The sequence below is a fragment of the Neobacillus massiliamazoniensis genome, assembly GCF_001048695.1.
In the GTDB taxonomy this organism is placed as follows: domain Bacteria; phylum Bacillota; class Bacilli; order Bacillales; family Cytobacillaceae; genus Neobacillus; species Neobacillus massiliamazoniensis.
Map to the genome: position 1 here is coordinate 1224989 of NZ_CVRB01000001.1, position 18650 is coordinate 1243638.

At 39.6% G+C, this 18650-nt stretch carries 15 protein-coding genes; 9 read left to right on the forward strand and 6 right to left on the reverse strand.

The features are described 5' to 3' along the window. Nucleotides 1-125 precede the first annotated feature (125 nt). The 4 genes from BN1082_RS05870 to BN1082_RS05885 form a co-directional block, all read right to left on the reverse strand. Nucleotides 126-263: a YvrJ family protein gene (locus BN1082_RS05870; protein WP_090632100.1), complete on the reverse strand. Its 138-nt coding sequence runs from the start codon at nt 261-263 to the stop codon at nt 126-128. Nucleotides 264-330: 67 nt separating this feature from the next. After that, on the reverse strand, nt 331-549 hold the full coding sequence (locus BN1082_RS05875) for a DUF2922 domain-containing protein (protein ID WP_090632103.1): 219 nt from the start codon (nt 547-549) through the stop codon (nt 331-333). A gap of 39 nt (nt 550-588) precedes the next feature. After that, nucleotides 589-807 (reverse strand): DUF1659 domain-containing protein, encoded by a 219-nt coding sequence (locus BN1082_RS05880; protein ID WP_090632105.1) that lies wholly within the window; start codon nt 805-807, stop codon nt 589-591. A 231-nt stretch (nt 808-1038) separates the two neighbouring features. After that, nucleotides 1039-2007, reverse strand: coding sequence for an FTR1 family iron permease (locus BN1082_RS05885; protein ID WP_218055135.1), 969 nt, complete (start codon nt 2005-2007; stop codon nt 1039-1041). A 465-nt stretch (nt 2008-2472) separates the two neighbouring features. On the opposite strand from BN1082_RS05885, the gene BN1082_RS05890 reads away from it, so the two are divergent. The 3 genes from BN1082_RS05890 (at nt 2473) to BN1082_RS05900 (ending at nt 8733) form a co-directional block, all read left to right on the forward strand. Further along, nucleotides 2473-3585 carry a serine hydrolase domain-containing protein gene (locus BN1082_RS05890; protein WP_090632108.1) on the forward strand — a complete coding sequence of 371 codons (1113 nt, stop codon included), beginning with the start codon at nt 2473-2475 and terminating at the stop codon, nt 3583-3585. A gap of 291 nt (nt 3586-3876) precedes the next feature. Further along, nucleotides 3877-6096: a methyl-accepting chemotaxis protein gene (locus BN1082_RS05895; RefSeq protein WP_090632110.1), complete on the forward strand. Its 2220-nt coding sequence runs from the start codon at nt 3877-3879 to the stop codon at nt 6094-6096. Nucleotides 6097-6288: 192 nt separating this feature from the next. Then, nucleotides 6289-8733, forward strand: coding sequence for a sensor domain-containing protein (locus BN1082_RS05900; RefSeq protein ID WP_090632113.1), 2445 nt, complete (start codon nt 6289-6291; stop codon nt 8731-8733). 23 nt (nt 8734-8756) lie between these two features. Here BN1082_RS05900 and BN1082_RS05905 read toward each other — a convergent pair whose 3' ends face one another. After that, nucleotides 8757-9194 carry a VanZ family protein gene (locus tag BN1082_RS05905; protein WP_176699661.1) on the reverse strand — a complete coding sequence of 146 codons (438 nt, stop codon included), beginning with the start codon at nt 9192-9194 and terminating at the stop codon, nt 8757-8759. Nucleotides 9195-9517: 323 nt separating this feature from the next. On the opposite strand from BN1082_RS05905, the gene BN1082_RS05910 reads away from it, so the two are divergent. The 5 genes from BN1082_RS05910 (at nt 9518) to BN1082_RS05930 (ending at nt 16037) form a co-directional block, all read left to right on the forward strand. Next, entirely contained in the window at nt 9518-10504 is a 987-nt protein-coding gene (locus BN1082_RS05910) for a LacI family DNA-binding transcriptional regulator (RefSeq protein ID WP_090632118.1), read from the forward strand. 604 nt (nt 10505-11108) lie between these two features. After that, nucleotides 11109-12281 (forward strand): galactokinase, encoded by a 1173-nt coding sequence (locus BN1082_RS05915; RefSeq protein WP_090633190.1) that lies wholly within the window; start codon nt 11109-11111, stop codon nt 12279-12281. Nucleotides 12282-12404: 123 nt separating this feature from the next. Further along, nucleotides 12405-13394 carry a UDP-glucose 4-epimerase GalE gene (gene galE / locus BN1082_RS05920; protein WP_090632122.1) on the forward strand — a complete coding sequence of 330 codons (990 nt, stop codon included), beginning with the start codon at nt 12405-12407 and terminating at the stop codon, nt 13392-13394. A gap of 13 nt (nt 13395-13407) precedes the next feature. After that, nucleotides 13408-14937, forward strand: a complete 1530-nt coding sequence (galT, locus tag BN1082_RS05925) for a UDP-glucose--hexose-1-phosphate uridylyltransferase (protein ID WP_176699662.1) — start codon at nt 13408-13410, stop codon at nt 14935-14937. Between the two features lie 53 nt (nt 14938-14990). Further along, nucleotides 14991-16037: an aldose epimerase family protein gene (locus tag BN1082_RS05930; RefSeq protein ID WP_090632128.1), complete on the forward strand. Its 1047-nt coding sequence runs from the start codon at nt 14991-14993 to the stop codon at nt 16035-16037. A gap of 161 nt (nt 16038-16198) precedes the next feature. Here BN1082_RS05930 and BN1082_RS05935 read toward each other — a convergent pair whose 3' ends face one another. Next, nucleotides 16199-17056, reverse strand: a complete 858-nt coding sequence (locus BN1082_RS05935; protein ID WP_090632129.1) for an AraC family transcriptional regulator — start codon at nt 17054-17056, stop codon at nt 16199-16201. 182 nt (nt 17057-17238) lie between these two features. Between BN1082_RS05935 and BN1082_RS05940 the strand changes: the two genes are divergently transcribed. Then, the gene (locus tag BN1082_RS05940; RefSeq protein WP_090632132.1) at nt 17239-18582 is read left to right on the forward strand and encodes a carbohydrate ABC transporter substrate-binding protein; all 1344 of its coding nucleotides are present in this window, start codon (nt 17239-17241) and stop codon (nt 18580-18582) included. Nucleotides 18583-18650 lie beyond the last annotated feature (68 nt).

Here is an 18650-nt window from a genome sequence, read left to right on the forward strand (position 1 = left end):
ATTCGACTAGTCTATCAGCCAATTTGCATCTTCTATAAGCGAATCCGACCGTTCTATCAGCGAATCGATTTTTTTCATATAGAAGAGCCCCCCAAAAAAAGCGCACGATGGGGGGCCGCCCAATTTCAAGCCTTCATTCGCTCAGGCAGATTCTGAATCGACTGGACCACTAGATCTAGCTTGGCTTCGATCCGATAAAGCAGATATAGGGACACAACGATTGGGAATCCCACTTGATTAATGAGGGGAATGATTTGATCCACGAAAATTCACTCCTTTCATAGGTTATCAAAAAAGGCCGGGTTCCTTACGAATCCGGCCCTCTCTCGATTACGAAAGTTCATAATCGGTCACATTGCGTTCAATCACACGCGCGCCCTTAGCCGAAGCAAGGTTTCCATTTGCGGTGTTGAAAATTCCAGAAGCTACGATTACTCCCATCGATTGCAGGACAGCTGCTTCATCAATCGGTTCTTTCGGGTTATCGAGCGTGATACGAGCCGGTTTCCCAAACTCCGTTACAAATTGCAATTCCAACGTTCTTGCCATTCCATCCACCTCCTGTCCTTATAAGTTTTCCCTTTGCCATTAGGCAAGGATTTCCGAGTTGTCAGCTCGCTCTACTCTGGTAAGCGTATCGTTGCATAAAACAGATAATGCTTGGGCCACTTGGAATAATTGGTCAGGGGTTGCTGCTTTTTTCACGTTGTTAAAGGTTTTGGTCTTGTAAATAGGCTTGCCCTTTTCATTCATTCCTGCGTCAAACACCAAGCGCAGCTTTGAATCTGCTAACTTTGCCTGTGCCATTCTTATCACCTCCTCACACCTTATATATAGGCTTTTGGGGGGTGAAAAGGACAGGGTAGTGAAAAATTTTCTAGATTATAGCTGAAAATAATTCCTAATCTACTCTGGAATTTCTTTTAATGGGAAAAAAAATATCGGAATCTATCTCCTAATTTTTTTCTTCTCTCTACTACATTTCAAAAACAAAAAATAAGAGCACACCAATTGGTCTGCCCTCCATCTATGAAACTACTATACAGTAGCCATTTCTTTTTGTTTCATTGCTTTTCTTTTTGTTAAATAGCGGGCGGCGAAATAGGAGCCCAATACGTAGATCACCGCGAGAGCTTGAAATGATAATGTTTCAACTGTTGGGAAGATACAGAACCATACTCCTGCCCAGTCCGGGATCGGTAGAGCGATTGTAGTTGTGCTCATCCAACCTGCTAATTGCATCTCTTGTACGGTTTCACCGACCATTACGGCTAGAACCACGACTAAAAGCCCACCTGTAAATACCAGCATTTTTTTATGAGGTAACCGTCGCTGTGCTAAAAAGGTAAGTACTCCTACCATCAGGGTTAATGCCAAACCTATTAATGCTCCTTGAAGAATAACATCGGATCCGACTTTTAATCGTAAGTTTTGGAGAAAAAGAACGACCTCAAAGCCTTCGCGATAAACCGATGTAAGGCCTACTAAAAACAATGACCAGAAGGTCGCTGTCTGTACCTCTTCATGGTTGTTTGAAGTGATTTGTTGCTTTTTACGGTTATGCAAATTAATCCAACCAGTCCAATAAATCTTATGAAAAAACCAGTTCATGATAATGAGTAAAATTACGACAGCTAGAATGCCTGTAAATGCTTGGATTTGTAACTCAGGGGCATTGACAGAAGAAATGATTGCCACTACGACAAACCACGTTACAATAGTCGCTAAAAAGGAAACACCGGCTCCAGCCGAGATGGGCTTCCAATATGTATCCTGCTTTTTCCGAACTAAACCTGAGATGATGGCGGATAAGACTAAAATAGCCTCTAAACCTTCCCTAAATACTAGAATAGCAGTATTAATTATGGCAGCACCTGGCGATATGTCTTTCGCAGTAGGATCAGGATTGCCTTGAAAATGGACTCCTTGCCATACCAATACACCAACTACCACGAATATAGAAAGCGAAATCAAAACGGTCTTAAGGTTTATGATTTTTTTAAACAATATAGAACACTCCTAACAATTTAAATGATAATGATAATCTTTATCAATTAGAATATAACCATTCTATCCTAGTTCTCCTTTTGGAGTCAAGGTAAACATTATCTCCATAGTAGTAAATCAAAAACGAAAAAAATCCCCATCACACAATGATAGGGATTTTTCAAGGTCTTACGATATCATCAGAAGAAGCATTGTATTCGAAAAACATTATATATCTTGAACGATTTGAGCTAATTCGTTGGATCTGTGGCAAGGTTTCCTACGGCGTAGTTTATTTCCAATAAGTAACCTGCAAAGTTTGTCAGAACGTTTAATGGTATGAATTATGAACATTTTGGGAAACTAGAATTTGAGTAGTATGAAAGTCGTGTTTTGGAGGTGGAAGATTGTATTTTGTAGGGAATTCCACCATATCCGGTTATAATTTTAATAAGCTTGTCTTTAAATTAAGGGTGTTGATACTTAGTGAAAATAATAGGGATCGTGATCGTACTGCTTCTTGGAGCGATGTTGCTTCTGGCGGTAGTGGTTTCCTTTAGCAGTACTTCGCATTCGGAATTAAAGGGGAGCACAAACCAAAAGCTCACCACTTTTATGAATAAAACGGCCTCGAAAAAGCATTTTAGCGGTGTTGTCCTTGTTGCAAAGGATGGGAAGGCCATTTTTGAAAAGAGTTATGGATTGGCAAATATTGAGGCGGGAGTACCGAATCGAACTGATACGGAATTTCGGATTGCATCGCTCACGAAATCATTTACAGCCATTTCCATTCTTCAGCTTGAAAATGAGGACAAGCTGAAAACCACAGATTCGATATCAAAATATATTAAAGGTTTTCCAGATGGAAACAAAATTACGATTCATGATCTTCTAATCCACAGCTCTGGTGTCGTCGATCATACCAAATACACGGATCCTACGAAACCAATCACGCTGTCTGCTTTTATCGACCTGATGAAACAGCAGAAACTAAAGTTCCCTCCCGGAACCAAATTTGATTACTCGGACACTGGTTATATGATTCTTGCTTATATCATTGAAAAGGTTTCCGGTGAAAGCTATGGAAATTATTTGCGCGACCATATTTTCATTCCGGCTGGGATGCATCATACCTTTTTAAGGGAGGCGGATGCTCCGAACATGGCCTTGGGATATGAAAATCTGAAAAGGACTGTAATGACAGAGGATGAAAGCCAGCTCGCGGGGGCAGGGGATATCATTTCAACGGCGGATGACATGCTAAAATACGATAATGCCATTCATTCTTACAAGCTCCTCCCGCCGGAAAAAGTAGAAAAAATGTGGACTGGTTATATTGACAGTGCGCCCTATGGTATTTTTAAATATGGGTATGCTTGGAATGTAGCGGATAATTTGATTAGCTTTAGAAGACCTTTGGTGGAGCATAATGGTAATTTGCCTGGGTTTAAATCGGACTTGGCTGATTTTGTCAACGATCGGCTTACGGTTATTATTCTTTCAAACAATAATGGAGCTTGGAAATCTGGGGCATTGTCCCGAGAGCTTGCCTCGATTTGTTTTGGTAAGCGATATTGGTTTTATCAGAACTATTTTTAAAGATACCTCGAATCCCTGACAGTTTCGTCACGGGATTTTTTTTTGGAAAAAAAATTAAATTCCTTTTATGAATTGCCGAAAATAATATTATTGACACTTCATTGTAATTAGGGAAAAGACCTCAGAAAGGAAAACGTGTGCTTACAAACCATAGAATTTGTCTACTACTAGACCACCGTTTAGGACCCTCCTTAGAAAATGAAAACAGCATGAATATAGTTCCATTTACAACTGTGAGAAGTGAAGAGTGGCAATTGATTCATTTAAATTAAATAAGGGAGAAGGTTAATAATGTTTGGAAAGAAATCTAAGAAAGTATTAGATAAGAAGCTACGTAAAAAACCAAATGAAGCATCAAAAAAACCGTTCAGTAGAATATCCATGGGGCTAAAACAATGGGGGAGCTATATTATTATCCTCTTATTAATAGGGGCTCTTACTTATGCGTCTTATACAAATATATACATACTCAGCGATAACCTAAATAATATGGGAAATAAAGAGGTTCCAAGAATGGAACTAATAGGAAAGATAAGAGATGGTGTTGATACTATTCAGATATATGCTGCAGAGCATGCTTTTAAAGGAGATGATCAAGCAAAAATTGAGCAGAGTACACGTGATTATATTACACAAGTAAGATCTAATATTAGTGATCTACGAAAATTGTCGGGCCCATTCGAGGATAAAAGATTACTAGACTCTTTCAGTAATAATTTTGAAGAATACGTTGCCCAACTTCCCGCTTTTTTTCAGGAATCAATCGCCTCTAATCAGAATTCAACCATTGATAAATACAATGTTTTGTTGACTTATAGTGACAAAACTGACAAAGCTCTAGATCAAGTTACTGTTAATGCCGAAAAAGAAAAGGATATGATTATCACTGATTCGAATAAGGATGTCACTAATACTATTACACGAATTATGATAGTTTGTATCATTTCTGTTATTTTTGGTCTTTTCATTGCATTTTTATTTACTAGACTCATTCGCCGTTCTGTTAATGGGGTTGAAAAAAATGTTGAAATCACCACAACTTCCGTTTCTGAAATTCAAAAATCCATTGATATGACAGCGATTAGTGCGCAGGAATTGGATGTTTCGATGAGTAAAGCGAACGAATCTGTAACGGAACTTGTTTCCTCTATTCAACAGGTGGCCGGGAGCACGAATGAAACGGCTTCTGGTGTGGAGGAAATCTCCGCGGCAATCGAGCAGATGAGCGCCTCGATTAATTTGGTTGCAGATAGTACCAATCATTTACAAGAATCTTCTGAAGAAACCTCTTCTGCTATTCAAGAAATGATGGCTTCGATTGAACAAGTGGCAGGCAATGTGGGCAATGCGAGTGTAAGTGTAGAACAAATTTCCTCTTCGCTCGAAGAAATGAGCAAGTCCATTAAAGGGGTAAGTGAAAATGCCGGCGGTTTAAATCATACCGCTGAACAAACATCGGAAACGGTTAAAGAAATGGTCGTTTCGATTAAGCAAGTAGCTGCAAGTGCACAAACCGTTAACCAACTTAGCCATTCTGTTAATAATGATGCACTTGAAGGAATGGTCTCTCTCAATGAAACATTGAACGGTATGAATGAAATTTCACAGGTTATTCATCAAGCTAGTGACGTGATGGAGAACTTAGGTGCGAATTCTGAAAAAATCGGCAGCATTATCGAAGTGATTGATGATATTGCAGACCAAACCAATCTTTTAGCCCTGAATGCTGCGATTGAAGCAGCACGTGCTGGAGAGCACGGAAAAGGGTTTGCGGTTGTAGCAGATGAAGTGCGGAAACTCGCGGAACGCTCTGCAAAAGCAACGAAAGAAATAGCTGTTATCATTAAAGACATTCAAAATGAAACAAGCGTTGCCATTGCCTCGATTAAAGATGGGGAAAATAAAGTAACAATCGGGAATCAACTGGCAGATAAAACGAACCAGGCCATTAAAAAAATTACAGATGGTATTTCCCAAGTGACAGAGGAAATGAATCAAATTGCCAAGGTCACAGAAGAGCAAACGAAGAATAGTGTATTGCTCACAGAAGCGGTTGAGAATGTTGCGAAGCAAGCAATAGAAATGACTCATTCGACAAAAGAACAATCGATCACGGCTGAAGAAATTGTAAAAGGTATCAACGATACAAAGGAACAGGTTCTGCAGATCTCCATTGCAACAGGTGAACAAGCAAAAGGTAGTTATGCTATCGTAAGTGCAGTTGAAAATTTTGCAACCCAAATTGATGCTGTAACAAACGCAACGAAGGAACAATCGCTTACAGCAGATGAAATCGTACGCAGTATCACGAGAATTAAAGAAATGGTTCAACAAATATCGACTGCTGCGAATGAGCAAGCGAATTATGGCGAAGAGATTACTTTAGAGGTTGGAAATGTTTTGAAACAAACTGAGGAATTAAATACTAGCATTGAAACGCAAACAAGAGAAGTGGAAGAGGTAGTACAAGCGATTACGTGCGTAAAAACACAAGTGGTGAAATTAAAATAGGTGGCCTTGGGATCAAACGCTTTTGCTGATTGAACGAGGGTGTTTGATCCTTTCTCCCTTCTTGGGACAAAAGTGAAAATGAACAAGCGTTTTATTCTCCTTTCTTCGAAAAAAGTGATAAAAATTGGGGACAAAGACTCTTGCGTACTGTATGATAGTTTTAATCAAACAGCTTAAGGAGCGTAGAAAAATGTGTTAGATTTTTTATCCAATCGTCTTTTTCGTATTTCTGTGAAAAACTGGGTGTTCATCATCCTCTTATACTTTTTTCCTATCTTCGTAGATTTAATGGATCTGCACGATCAATATTTTCATAATGTTCTTTGGTTTTTCTACCTCATTCCAACCATCATTCTCGTCTATAACTATGGAGCTAAACTAGGAATATTTACGACTGGAGTGAGCTCTGTTCTATTTATGATCACGGAATGGAAGCAAACTGAAGGAAACATAAATCATGAACTCGTTACAATTATAGAACTGACGATTGTCAATATCCTTATTACCATTGCTGTCGGTCTTCTTGTAAAAAGGAACAAGGAGAAGCAAGTTCAATTGAATGAAACGAAAAATCGTCTCGAAAGTATCTTTCATAACCTCGATATTGGGATTTGGTCCATGAACAGAGAACAAAGTTTACTTATTTCCAATGGGACTGAAAAGATCTATGGATTGCCCCCCGAAAAAGAGGAAAGGAACATTCAATTTTGGAAAAAGTCTATCTATCAGGAGGATCTCCATATTATAGATAAAATTAACCAAAAATGGGGTAATCAAGACGACTATGAATACGAATACCGAATTATCCGCCCTAGTGGAGAAATTCGCTGGATACGTGATCGAGGTATTCCTGTTTTTAATGAGAATGGCGATTTAATAAGATATGATGGTACCTACGTTGACATTACAAAACAAAAGGAACTAGGATTGAAACTAATAGAATCTGAGGAAAGATATAAAAATTTGCTGGAAAAAGCCCTCGTCGGAGTTTACTTAATTCAAAATCATGAGTTGGTCTATGTCAATCAATGGTTTACTCAAATCCTTGGTTTACACGAAAATGAAGTGCTCGGAACGAATTTTTTGAACTATATCAATCATAAAGATCTGCGACGTGTGTTTGAAAATATTCAAAAGTTAGCAGATGGAGAGAATACCTTTTTAATTGAAGAAGTTCAAATACTTCCCCCCGCTAGTGAAGTGATGTATCTTGAATTACAAGCTGCCCCCACTTTGATGGATGGGTCTCCCGCAATTCTCGGGATTGCGTTAGATGTGACGGATAAAAAGAAGGCAAAAACGGAACTAGAATACATGGCCTATCACGATTCTCTAACCGGACTTTATAATATGAATTACGTCAATGATTATTTACAAAAAGATTTTACTGAAAATCAATCCAAAGAGATTCCCGTTTGTGTAATGTTTTTTAATTTAGACCGTTTTAAGTTAATAAATGATTCATTTGGACATCAAATTGGAGACCAAGTGCTGAAGATTGTTTCTAAACGGTTACTTGATCTAATCCGCTCTATCGGGATAGTCGTTCGCGCTGGGGGAGATGATTTTATTCTTTACTTGCCTAATACGAATCCAACTCATGTCAAAGATATTGCCCAATTTTTATTAAAAGAATTCTCAGAACCTATTTATCTTGAGGAACAGGAGATTCGCTTAGGAGCGAGCATTGGGATTGCCACTATTCTAAGGGATGATACATTAGAAACTGCCTTAAAAAAAGCAAGCTCTGCATTACATCTTGCGAAAGAATATGGGCGAAATCAATACCAAGAGTATTCTGCTGAATATGGAGAACTCGCGGATAGAAGAGTGCAGCTTGAACAAGGATTGAGAAAAGCATTTGAACGAAGTGAGCTAGAATTATATTATCAACCGAAGCTTGATATTTTTTCGAATCAAATCACAGGTATGGAGTCCCTTTTAAGGTGGAATGATGAGGTTTTAGGGTCCGTTTCTCCCGCCGAATTTATACCGATTGCGGAAGAAACCGGTTTAATTATCCCGATTGGGAAGTGGGTTTTAGAGGAGGCTTGCAGGCAAAGCAAGGAATGGCATAAAAATGGCTATTCTTCTATACATGTGTGCGTAAATATCTCCAGCAAGCAGTTTTTACAGGATGATTTTGTAAGCATGGTGGAGCAGATCTTAGAAGAGACAGGCCTTTGTCCTAAATTTTTAAATCTTGAAATTACGGAAGGCATTGCCTTATACAACGTTCATGATGCTGTAAACAAATTGGAGAAATTAAAACAAATTGGCGTAAGTATCTCACTCGATGACTTTGGAACAGGCTACTCTTCTTTAAGTTACATAAAATCATTGCCCATTGACTTCTTAAAAATCGATCGTTCATTTATTAAAGATATTATTTTAAACTATCAAGATGCGGCAATTATTGATTCCATTATCTCTTTAGCCCACTCTCTTGGCCTCAAAGTAGTAGCAGAAGGTGTAGAAGCACACCAACAACTCACAGCCTTAGAACAAATGGGCTGTGACGAAATTCAAGGATTTTACTTTGCTAAACCAATGGCTAACCATGACTTTGCAAAATTCTTGGGCAAAAAAAATAAACCATCCCAGTCGATGAACTCCGGTACCCCTAGTGGTGCCTGACACCCCTTCAATGAGAAAAGCACTCAGCTCGGGCTGAGTGCTTTTTGTTTGTTCTTTTTCCACAAAAACATACAGATCAAAAATATGAATGCTCCTGTTGAATCAATCAACACATCTATGATGGATGCGGTTCTTCCGGGTACGTACATTTGATGCCATTCATCTGTACCTGCGTATAAGGTAGTAAATATCCATGCATATATGTAAGGTCGCGGCTTATTACTGATCGCGGTTTTGAATAAAAGCGCTAGGATCCCAAATACGGTGATGTGAGCTAATTTTCGAATATAATAATCAATCACATCAATGATTACTGTATGAATAGAAGGGAAGGCATGTGTGAAGAATCTTGTAAGAAATCCTCGAGTATGCTCATCATTATAAACCGGTAGTGCCGTAAAATAGAAAATTTGGATGCACCATAAAAGAACCAATGCCCACCAAAACCATCGTGACTTCACAATCATCACCCCTGTGCTATTTTAACGTACTTTCACATAGCTGAAAATAGGAGGAATCTACTTCTCTTAAAAGTCATGGCACCTTCGTAGTTTATCTTCTATTCGAAATTTAATCTGGGTTCTATGAAAATAGGACGGGATATATGTACAATAGTTACATGTGATTGATGGCGATTTGAAGAACAAGAACCATATCTTCTAAAATTAATGACCCTTTTATAGGATAAATTGACAAATCATTTATAGAAATGTATAGTTATTTGAGTAAAATTTTACTAAAAATAGTTATGGTAATCGCAGATTCTTATGAACGGAGGGGAAATATGGCGACCATTAAGGAAATAGCTGAAAAAGCAGGTGTTTCGATTGCAACGGTTTCACGTGTGTTGAATTACGATCCATCCTTATCGGTTACCGATGAAACTCGTAAAAAAATTTTTGAAGTCGCAGAGGAGCTATCCTATAAAAAACGAACGGTTCGAACCTCCACGTCAAAAATTGCGATTATTCATTGGTATACGGAAAAAGAAGAATTGGAAGATCTTTATTATATGTCGATCCGGTTCGGGATTGAAGAGCGGTGCCAGCAATTGGATATCCAGGTTGTCAATTATTTTTATAATGATCTTGGAAACGTGAAGCTTGAAGCAATTCAAGGAATAATTGCTGTCGGGAAATTCAGCAAACAACAGGCAGAAACATTGGCAGAATTCACAGAGCATATTGTATTTGTTGATTGTAGCCCTGATGAAGATCGTTACGATTCAGTTGTTATTGATTTTGAAGCAGCGACAAAAAAGATCTTGAACTATCTTATTGAAAAAGGTCACCAACAAATTGGCTACATTGGCGGAAGGGAAAAATTCAAGGATGAATCTTCCGAGATTGAGGATTCTCGTGACAAGACGTTTCGTTCTTATTTGGAGGAAAAAAATCTTTTAAATGAAGACTATGTGTACATAAAAACCTTCTCGGTTAATGATGGTTATAGCCTGATGAAACAAGCAATCAAAGAACACGGCGAAGATCTTCCTACCGCTTTTTTTGCAGGGAATGATTTAATGGCGATTGGTTGTATACGGGCGCTTCATGAGGCCGCTATTCCAGTGCCGCAGCGAGTCAATATTGTCGGAATTAACGATATTAGTGTTTCAAAATACATTTATCCGGAATTAACGACTTTAAAGGTATACACAGAATTAATGGGGGAAACGGCTGTCGATTTGTTCATTGAAAGAATAGCGGATCGAAAAGTAGCGAAAAAGATTTTTATTGCAACTGAGCTCGTCATTCGAAAGAGTAGTTTTTAGTAAAATATTAAATTAGAAGCGGATGTCCTTAAGGTTCTGACCTCTTGCTCAACACTCAATATATAGACGTTTCTATAAATTGTAGGTTGAGGGTCTGAGACTTTGTTTTGGGCATCCTCTTTTTTTACGGCTGTCTAAACTTGCCTGTTGATTTGCGCTCCAGGCGCTTCGCTTTCCGCGGAGCCTCCTCGGCGCTTAAGCGCCTGTGGGGTCTCCCCTGCCCCGTACTCCCGCAGGAGTCTCGCGCCTTCCGCTCCAATCAACATTGTTTCAAAAATCAACAATGACCTTTAACGCAGCCTTTTTAACAATCAAGCGCCTCAATTGCCATATTACGGTTGATAAAATTTTAATAAAAATATAGGTTAAAATTTTACTAAAAATATTGACCGCGTTTTACCCTTCTAATAAAATAAATTTGAGGTTGCTTTTTCCGAAAATAGCTGATGAAACGTCTGCAATTTTAGGGAAATGATGGTCGGTTTGACAGGCGAGCTATTACACCAGACGAATCCGGAAAGTAAAAGCGTGATTACTAGGTGCGGGTTTGTCACACACTAGACGCCGTACCTTTAACTATAGGATCTAGGGGTGAAAGGTAATGATGGATATAAAAATGTTGGTAGAGAGGTTTCATGAAATTTTTCCAAAAGAAGAAGGCGGGGACCCTCGTGCATTCTTTTCTCCTGGTAGAATTAACTTAATAGGAGAACATACGGACTATAACGGCGGGCATGTGTTCCCATGTGCCATCACTTACGGCACATATGGGCTGGCGAGAAAGCGGGAGGACCGGACAGTCAGGATGTTTTCGATGAATTTCGAGGAAAAAGGAATTATCGAATTTCAGCTGGATGAGATGAATTATGATGTAAATCATAACTGGGCGAATTACCCAAAGGGAATGATTCGCTATATTCAGGAAGCTGGCCGGGAAGTGCCTAATGGTCTGGATGTCCTCGTTTATGGAAATATTCCAAATGGGGCCGGGCTCTCCTCCTCTGCCTCACTCGAAATGTTGATTGGTGTGATGGTAGACGATATGTTTGCATATCAGATTGATCGTTTGGATTTGGTTAGGCTCGGCAAGAGAGTGGAAAATGAATTTATTGGTGTTAATAGCGGGATTATGGATCAATTTGCCGTCGGAATGGGTAAAGAGAACTGCGGTATTTTACTGGATTGTCATACATTGAAATACGAGTATGCTCCGTTAAATTTATCTGGATATAAGATCGTGATTATGAATACGAATAAACGAAGAGAGCTTGCCGACTCGAAATATAATGAAAGACGGAGTGAATGTGAAGCAGCTCTTACTCTTCTTCAACAAGGGAAAGATATTCAAAGCTTGGGAGAGTTAAACGAGGCAGAGTTTGAGGCATGGAAGCATCTGATCAAAGATGATGTGTTAGAGAAGAGGGCGAAACATGCCGTCTATGAGAATCAGCGGACATTAAAGGCATTACAAGCGTTAAAAGAAGGAGACCTCCTCCGTTTTGGGCAGTTAATGAACGCTTCCCACGTGTCGTTAAGGGATGATTATGAAGTGACCGGCATCGAATTGGATACCTTAGTCGAAGCCGCTTGGAAACAAGAAGGAACAATTGGCGCCCGCATGACAGGCGCAGGCTTCGGCGGCTGCGCCATCGCCATCGTAAAAGATGAAACAGTCGAAACATTCATCCATGAGGTAGGCAGCGAATACAAAACCAAAATCGGCTACGAAGCTATCTTCTACATAGCCAGCATCGGCGACGGAGCAAAAGCGTTGTAGTTGGAGTGTGTAAATGGGTGCCTGACACCCTTCGTGGACATTCGTACGTGTGGAGTGGACACTAGGTTGGAGTACGGTGCCTGACACCACATGTTTGAAACAACATTGAATGGAGGTTGTGTGATGAGTATTTTAGTGCTTGGCGGTGCGGGGTATATTGGTTCTCACGCTGTTTATCAGTTAATTGATCAGAATTTTGACGTAGTGGTTGTTGATAATTTACAAACGGGTCATGCAGATGCGGTTCATCCGAAAGCGAAATTTTATCAGGGCGATATTCGCGATAAAGCCTTTTTGCAATCTGTTTTTGAAAATGAAGAAATTGATGGCATCATTCATTTTGCGGCTAGTTCGCTTGTCGGGGAATCGATGACCAATCCGATAAAATATTTTGATAACAATGTGTACGGAACACAAGTCCTTTTAGACGTAATGAAAGATTACGGCGTTAAGAATATTGTTTTTTCATCCACTGCTGCTACTTACGGCGTGCAGAAAGTTATGCCGATTACAGAGGAAGCGGCAACGATTCCTACAAATACGTATGGCGAAACGAAATTAACGATGGAAAAATTAATGAAGTGGTGTGATTCTGCTTATGGAATCAAATATGTTTCATTAAGGTATTTTAATGTTGCCGGTGCGAGGGCAACAGGAGAAATTGGCGAGGATCATCATCCGGAGACCCATCTTATCCCGGTCGTTCTTCAAGTTGCACTCGAACAGCGTGAACATATTTCCGTTTTTGGTGACGATTATGACACTGAAGATGGAACATGCATCCGAGATTATATTCATGTTGAAGATTTAATCGCGGCACACATTCTTGCCCTCCGCTATTTACAAAATGGCGGCGACAGCAATGTGTTTAATCTTGGCAGCAGCAAGGGCTTTTCTGTAAAAGAAATTGTCGAAGCTGTCCGTGAAGTAACCGGACACTCCATCCCGGCGAAAATGGAAGGACGAAGAGCAGGCGACCCAAGTACCTTGATTGCTTCCTCTGAAAAAGCGAAACAAATTCTTGGCTGGAAGCCAGCCAGAACATCAATCCACCAAATTATCCAAGATGCTTGGAATTGGCACCGTACGAATCCAAATGGATATAAAAAGTAAGGAGCTAAAAACCATGGACGTTTACGTTACTGTAAATCAGCTTGTTCACAAAGCCGTATCATTGGGATTGATTCAACCGGATGATGAAATTTATGCACGAAATCAAATCATGGCACTCTTAGATCTGACTGACTTCCCGGAACGGCAAGCGATTGATCATGAACAAGCGGTGGGTCAAGGGAAGGATATTCCTGATCTGCTCGATGAATTGACGCTATTTGCTGTTCAAACGGGACTCATTGAAGATTTGCTGGATGAAAGAGAAATATTAAGCAGTAAAATGATGAACATCTTTATGCCTAAGCCTTCCGAGGTCAATAAGACTTTTTATGAAAAATGGGCAGTAAAGCCTGAAAACGCAACGAACTTTTTCTACGAATTGAGCAAAAACAGCCAGTATATTCAAACAAAAAGAGTGCAGAAAAACATTCAGTATAAAACAGATACTCCCTATGGGGAAATCGATATCACGATTAATCTGTCAAAGCCTGAAAAGGATCCAAAGGAGATTGCACGCGAGCGGGAGATGAAAGCTTCTTCAGCCAATTACCCTAAGTGCTTACTTTGTTCGGAAAATGAGGGATATGCAGGGAGAATTGGCCATCCAGCGAGGTCGAATCACCGAATAATCAAGCTAGAGCTAACAGGAGAGTCGTGGTTTTTCCAATATTCCCCGTACGTTTACTATCATGAGCATTGCATCGTCTTATCACATGAACATCGAGATATGGTCATCAACCGCGAGGCGTTTCAAAGGTTAATAGAATTTGTTGAGAAGTTCCCTCATTATTTTATTGGCTCCAATGCCGATTTGCCAATTGTCGGCGGCTCCATTTTATCCCATGATCATTATCAAGGGGGAAACTATGAGTTTGCCATGGCAAAGGCTCAGGATGAAATGATTTTTACATTGGAGTCTTTCCCGACCATTAAGGCAGCAACCATAAAGTGGCCGATGTCTGTCATTCGATTAAGGGGCAAAGACAAGGAAGCTCTCGTAGCTGCTAGTGATTTTATTTTAGTAAAATGGAAGAAATATACTGATATCGATGCGAACATTTTCGCATTTACAGGTAAGACCAGACATAATACCATCACACCAATTGTAAGGATCCGTGAAGACGCTTATGAAGTTGACCTTGTTTTACGCAATAACCGTACGGATGAGTTGCACCCGCTGGGAATCTTCCATCCACATGGAGATGTGCATCATATAAAAAAAGAAAACATCGGGTTAATCGAAGTGATGGGTCTGGCGGTTCTTCCCCCACGCTTGAAAACTGAATTGATTGAAGTCGAAAACTATTTGTTGGATCTGCCCAATCAGGTGGAAGACTACCACCTTCCGTGGGCACAAGAAATGAAAATCCGCTACCACAATCAATTGACGGCAGAGAGCGTAACGGAAATCGTCCAAAAAGAAGTCGGCCTCAAATTCTTACGCGCACTCGAAAACGCAGGCGTATATAAACGGACCGAAGAAGGGCAGAAAGCCTTCCAAAAATTCATCACATCGTTGGGCTCCACCTCTTTTGGTGCCTGACACCGGATGTTATATAAACCAATACAAACTGAGAGAGATAGGAGACGGGATGGATGAGGATTACGCATGAGCCTTTCGGGGAGTGGGACGGTCAACTTGTTACGGCTTATACAATGGTGAATGACCATGGCATGTCCGTGACGAGCCTTGATTATGGCTGTATCATTACGAGTGTTTTGACACCCGATAAGAATGGGAAGATCGAAAATATTGTCCTTGGCTTTGATACTATTGAGGAATATAGGGAGCATTCACCTTATTTTGGGGCAGTAGTCGGCCGAGTTGCCGGACGGATTAAAAATGCAGAGTTCGAGCTGGACCAGAAGACATATCAGTTAGCCGCAAACGATAATAGCAACCATCTTCACGGCGGTGTTCAAGGATTTGATAAAGTCATTTGGAAAACAGAGATGGTGAAACATGAGGATTGGGTTCGTCTTGAATTTACTTATCTGAGTAAGGATGGGGAAGAAGGGTATCCTGGGAATTTGCAAACGAAGGTCACATACACCCTGACAAATGAAAATGAGTTACAGATTGCATACAGAGGAGAATCTGACAAACGCACCCTTCTCAATGTAACCAATCATTCTTATTTTAATTTAAGCGGTAATGTAAAGAGGGATATTCTCGGTCATCAATTAACATTAAAAAGCAGCAGTTTTGTTGAACTGGGCGATGACCTTATTCCAACTGGACAGATTTTGCCGGTGGAAAATACCCCGTTTGATTTTCAATCAGGCAGAAAGATTAAGGATGGAGCAACATCTGAACATTCACAAAATATTCTCGTCGGAAATGGATATGATCACCCATTCCTGCTAACGGAGAATAATCGTAATGAAATCATTCTGGTGGACGATGAAAGCGGCCGGATGCTGACAGTTGAAACGGTTCAGCCTGCCGTCGTTCTTTATACGGCAAATCAATTGGGAGATCACTTTTCGATGAGAGGTGTCCAATCCCGAAACTACCTCGGCCTATGCTTGGAGACCCAAGGAGTACCTGACTCCATCCACCACCCTCACTTTCCGCCAAGCATATTGGAAAAAGGGGAGCTTTATCAATCAACAACAAAATATAAGTTTTCGGTAGTTTAAACGTTCATTTTGGTGCCTGACACCCACAAACGAAAATAGCTTGGCGATGGCCAAGCTATTTTTTTATTAAGCGATATTAAAGTATCGATTTTGATTTCGAGAATTATCCAGCTCCATTCTGATTCAGGAGAAATATCAAAACGGAACATGGGTTAAATGATTTACGCTTTCTTTTCTACTCTTTGATTTTTTTTCGTTTTAGATTTTCGATATTGTGAAGGGGATTGCATCGTGACCCTTTTAAAAGACTGGGAAAAAAATGATTGCGAAGAAAAACCCGTATTCGTTGAAATATTGGAGATCGGATAATTCGTTGTTTCTAACAATATTTTACTCTCTCTAATCCGGGTTTGTATCAAGTACTCGATCGGAGAAATACCAACCGATTTCTTGAATGAATGGGCCAGATAATATTTATTCATATGACTGGCTTCGGCTAAAATATCTAAATTGATATCTTCGCGAAAATGCTGCTTAATGTAATTTTTGATGAAAGCAATATCTTTATTGATTTTTTGCGTGGATGTTTTTTCTATGGTGAAGGTCTTTTTTCTCATCATCGTTAACAATAAAATTTCAAAAATATTTTGAATAATTAACTCATAATTTTCTTTCTGATTTTGTACTTCCTTAAGGATCAAATCCAGAAAAAAAAGGTATGATCCATGTTCTTGTTTAAAATTGTAGAAACTTACAAGTGAATTAGGATGATCAGGAGATGAAAAGGATAAACCCTCGATTCCAATTGCTATATATTCAAGCGGGTCCTTGGCAGTTGATTTTTCGGTATGCTCAACATTTGGATTGATGATAATTAGATCATACTCTTTTACGGATACTTCCTTATTGGCAAAGATAAAGGTTCCGTTGCCTTTCGTAATAAACAGCAGTTCAGTGAAATGATGTGTATGATTAGTGCTATGCCAATCCTTATCATACTTCGAGCGAGTAACATAAAGAACCCTAACCGGAGGATGGTTTCGATTGGTTTGAGGTACTTCATAAATCTCGTTAGACATATAAACCCCTCCTTGAAGAAAACCCTTTCATTTAACAGTATTATATGGGTTTTAGTAGATTTATTCAACGGAAAACAATATATATAAAAAATAGAACAAGATGTTTATTGTGAAAGCGTTTTAGTATCCTTATACTTTAGCTGTGATAGTAAAAAATAGTAATAGAGTAGGGGGATCAAAGAATGAAGAAAAAGTTTTTGATGGCTGGAATGACTGCAGTACTGTCATTTGGTTTGATGGCTTGTTCAAATGGCGAAAAGACCTCGGGCAACTCGAAAGACAATACAAAATCCGGGGAAAAGACAACACTTCAGGTAGCAGCATTGGAATCTGCCTATGGTAAGGATATGTGGACCGAGATCGCCAAAGCATATGAAGAGGCTAACCCTAATGTTAAGGTAGAATTAACGGTTGATAAAAACCTTGAAGACGTGATTAGTCCGAACATGAAGGCAGGCAAATATCCGGATGTAGTTTTATTGGCAAACGGAAGGAAAAAGGCCCTGACCGAAACATTGATTAAAGATAAAGCGATTGAAAATATTACCGATGTATTTGATAAGAAGGTTTATGGTGAAGATGTTAAGGTTAAAGATAAGTTAATTACTGGTTTTACTGATACACTTGCGACAAATCCTTACAATGATAAAAAGACTTATTTGGCACCAATGTTCTATAGCCCGACCGGATTATTCTATAATGCGGCATTATTTAAGGAAAAGGGATGGGAAGTGCCAAAGACTTGGGATGAAATGTGGGCCCTTGGCGACAAAGCGAAGACAGAAGGAATCTCTTTATTCACATATCCTACAACCGGTTATTTTGACGCCTTTATCTACTCGTTATTATTAGAAGCCGGCGGACCGGATTTTTATAATAAAGCGATGAAATATGGAAATGGCGTTTGGAAGTCTCCAGAAGCAGATAAAGTCTTTGAAACTGTTGCAAAGTTAGCAAAGTATACTGAACCATCAACAGTTGCTAACGCAAATGATCAAAACTACAAAAAGAATCAGCAATTAATTTTGGACAATAAAGCGCTCTTTATGCCAAATGGTACATGGGTTGTCGGGGAAATGAAAGATGCCCCTCGGGCTAAAGGCTTTGAATGGGGGATGACTGCTATGCCGGCATTGAAAGCCGGCGGCGATCGTTATGCATTTACTTTCTTTGAACAAATGTGGATCCCATCTCAAGCTAAGCATAAAGATGCTGCGAAGGATTTCTTAACATTTGTTTATTCTGATAAGGCAGCGGATATTTTTGCTAAGTCTGGTGCTGTTCAACCAATTAAAGATATGGCGAACAAGTTAACTGGTGATAACAAATTATTCTATAGCATCTATGACAACGGAGCAAAAGCAGGAATGGGTGGATTTGCTGCAACAGAACCGGTTGAAGGTGTAAGTATTTCCGATGCGCTGTTCGGGACGATTGATAGTGTTGTTTCCGGCAATAAAACCGTTAAAGACTGGCAAGATGCAGTTGAAAAAGCAAGCGATAAATTACGCCCTGCTTTGAAATAAGAATAATTCACAAAAGCTATAGCGGTGAGCGTCAATCTCACCGTTATATTTCATTAAGAGGTGAAGGC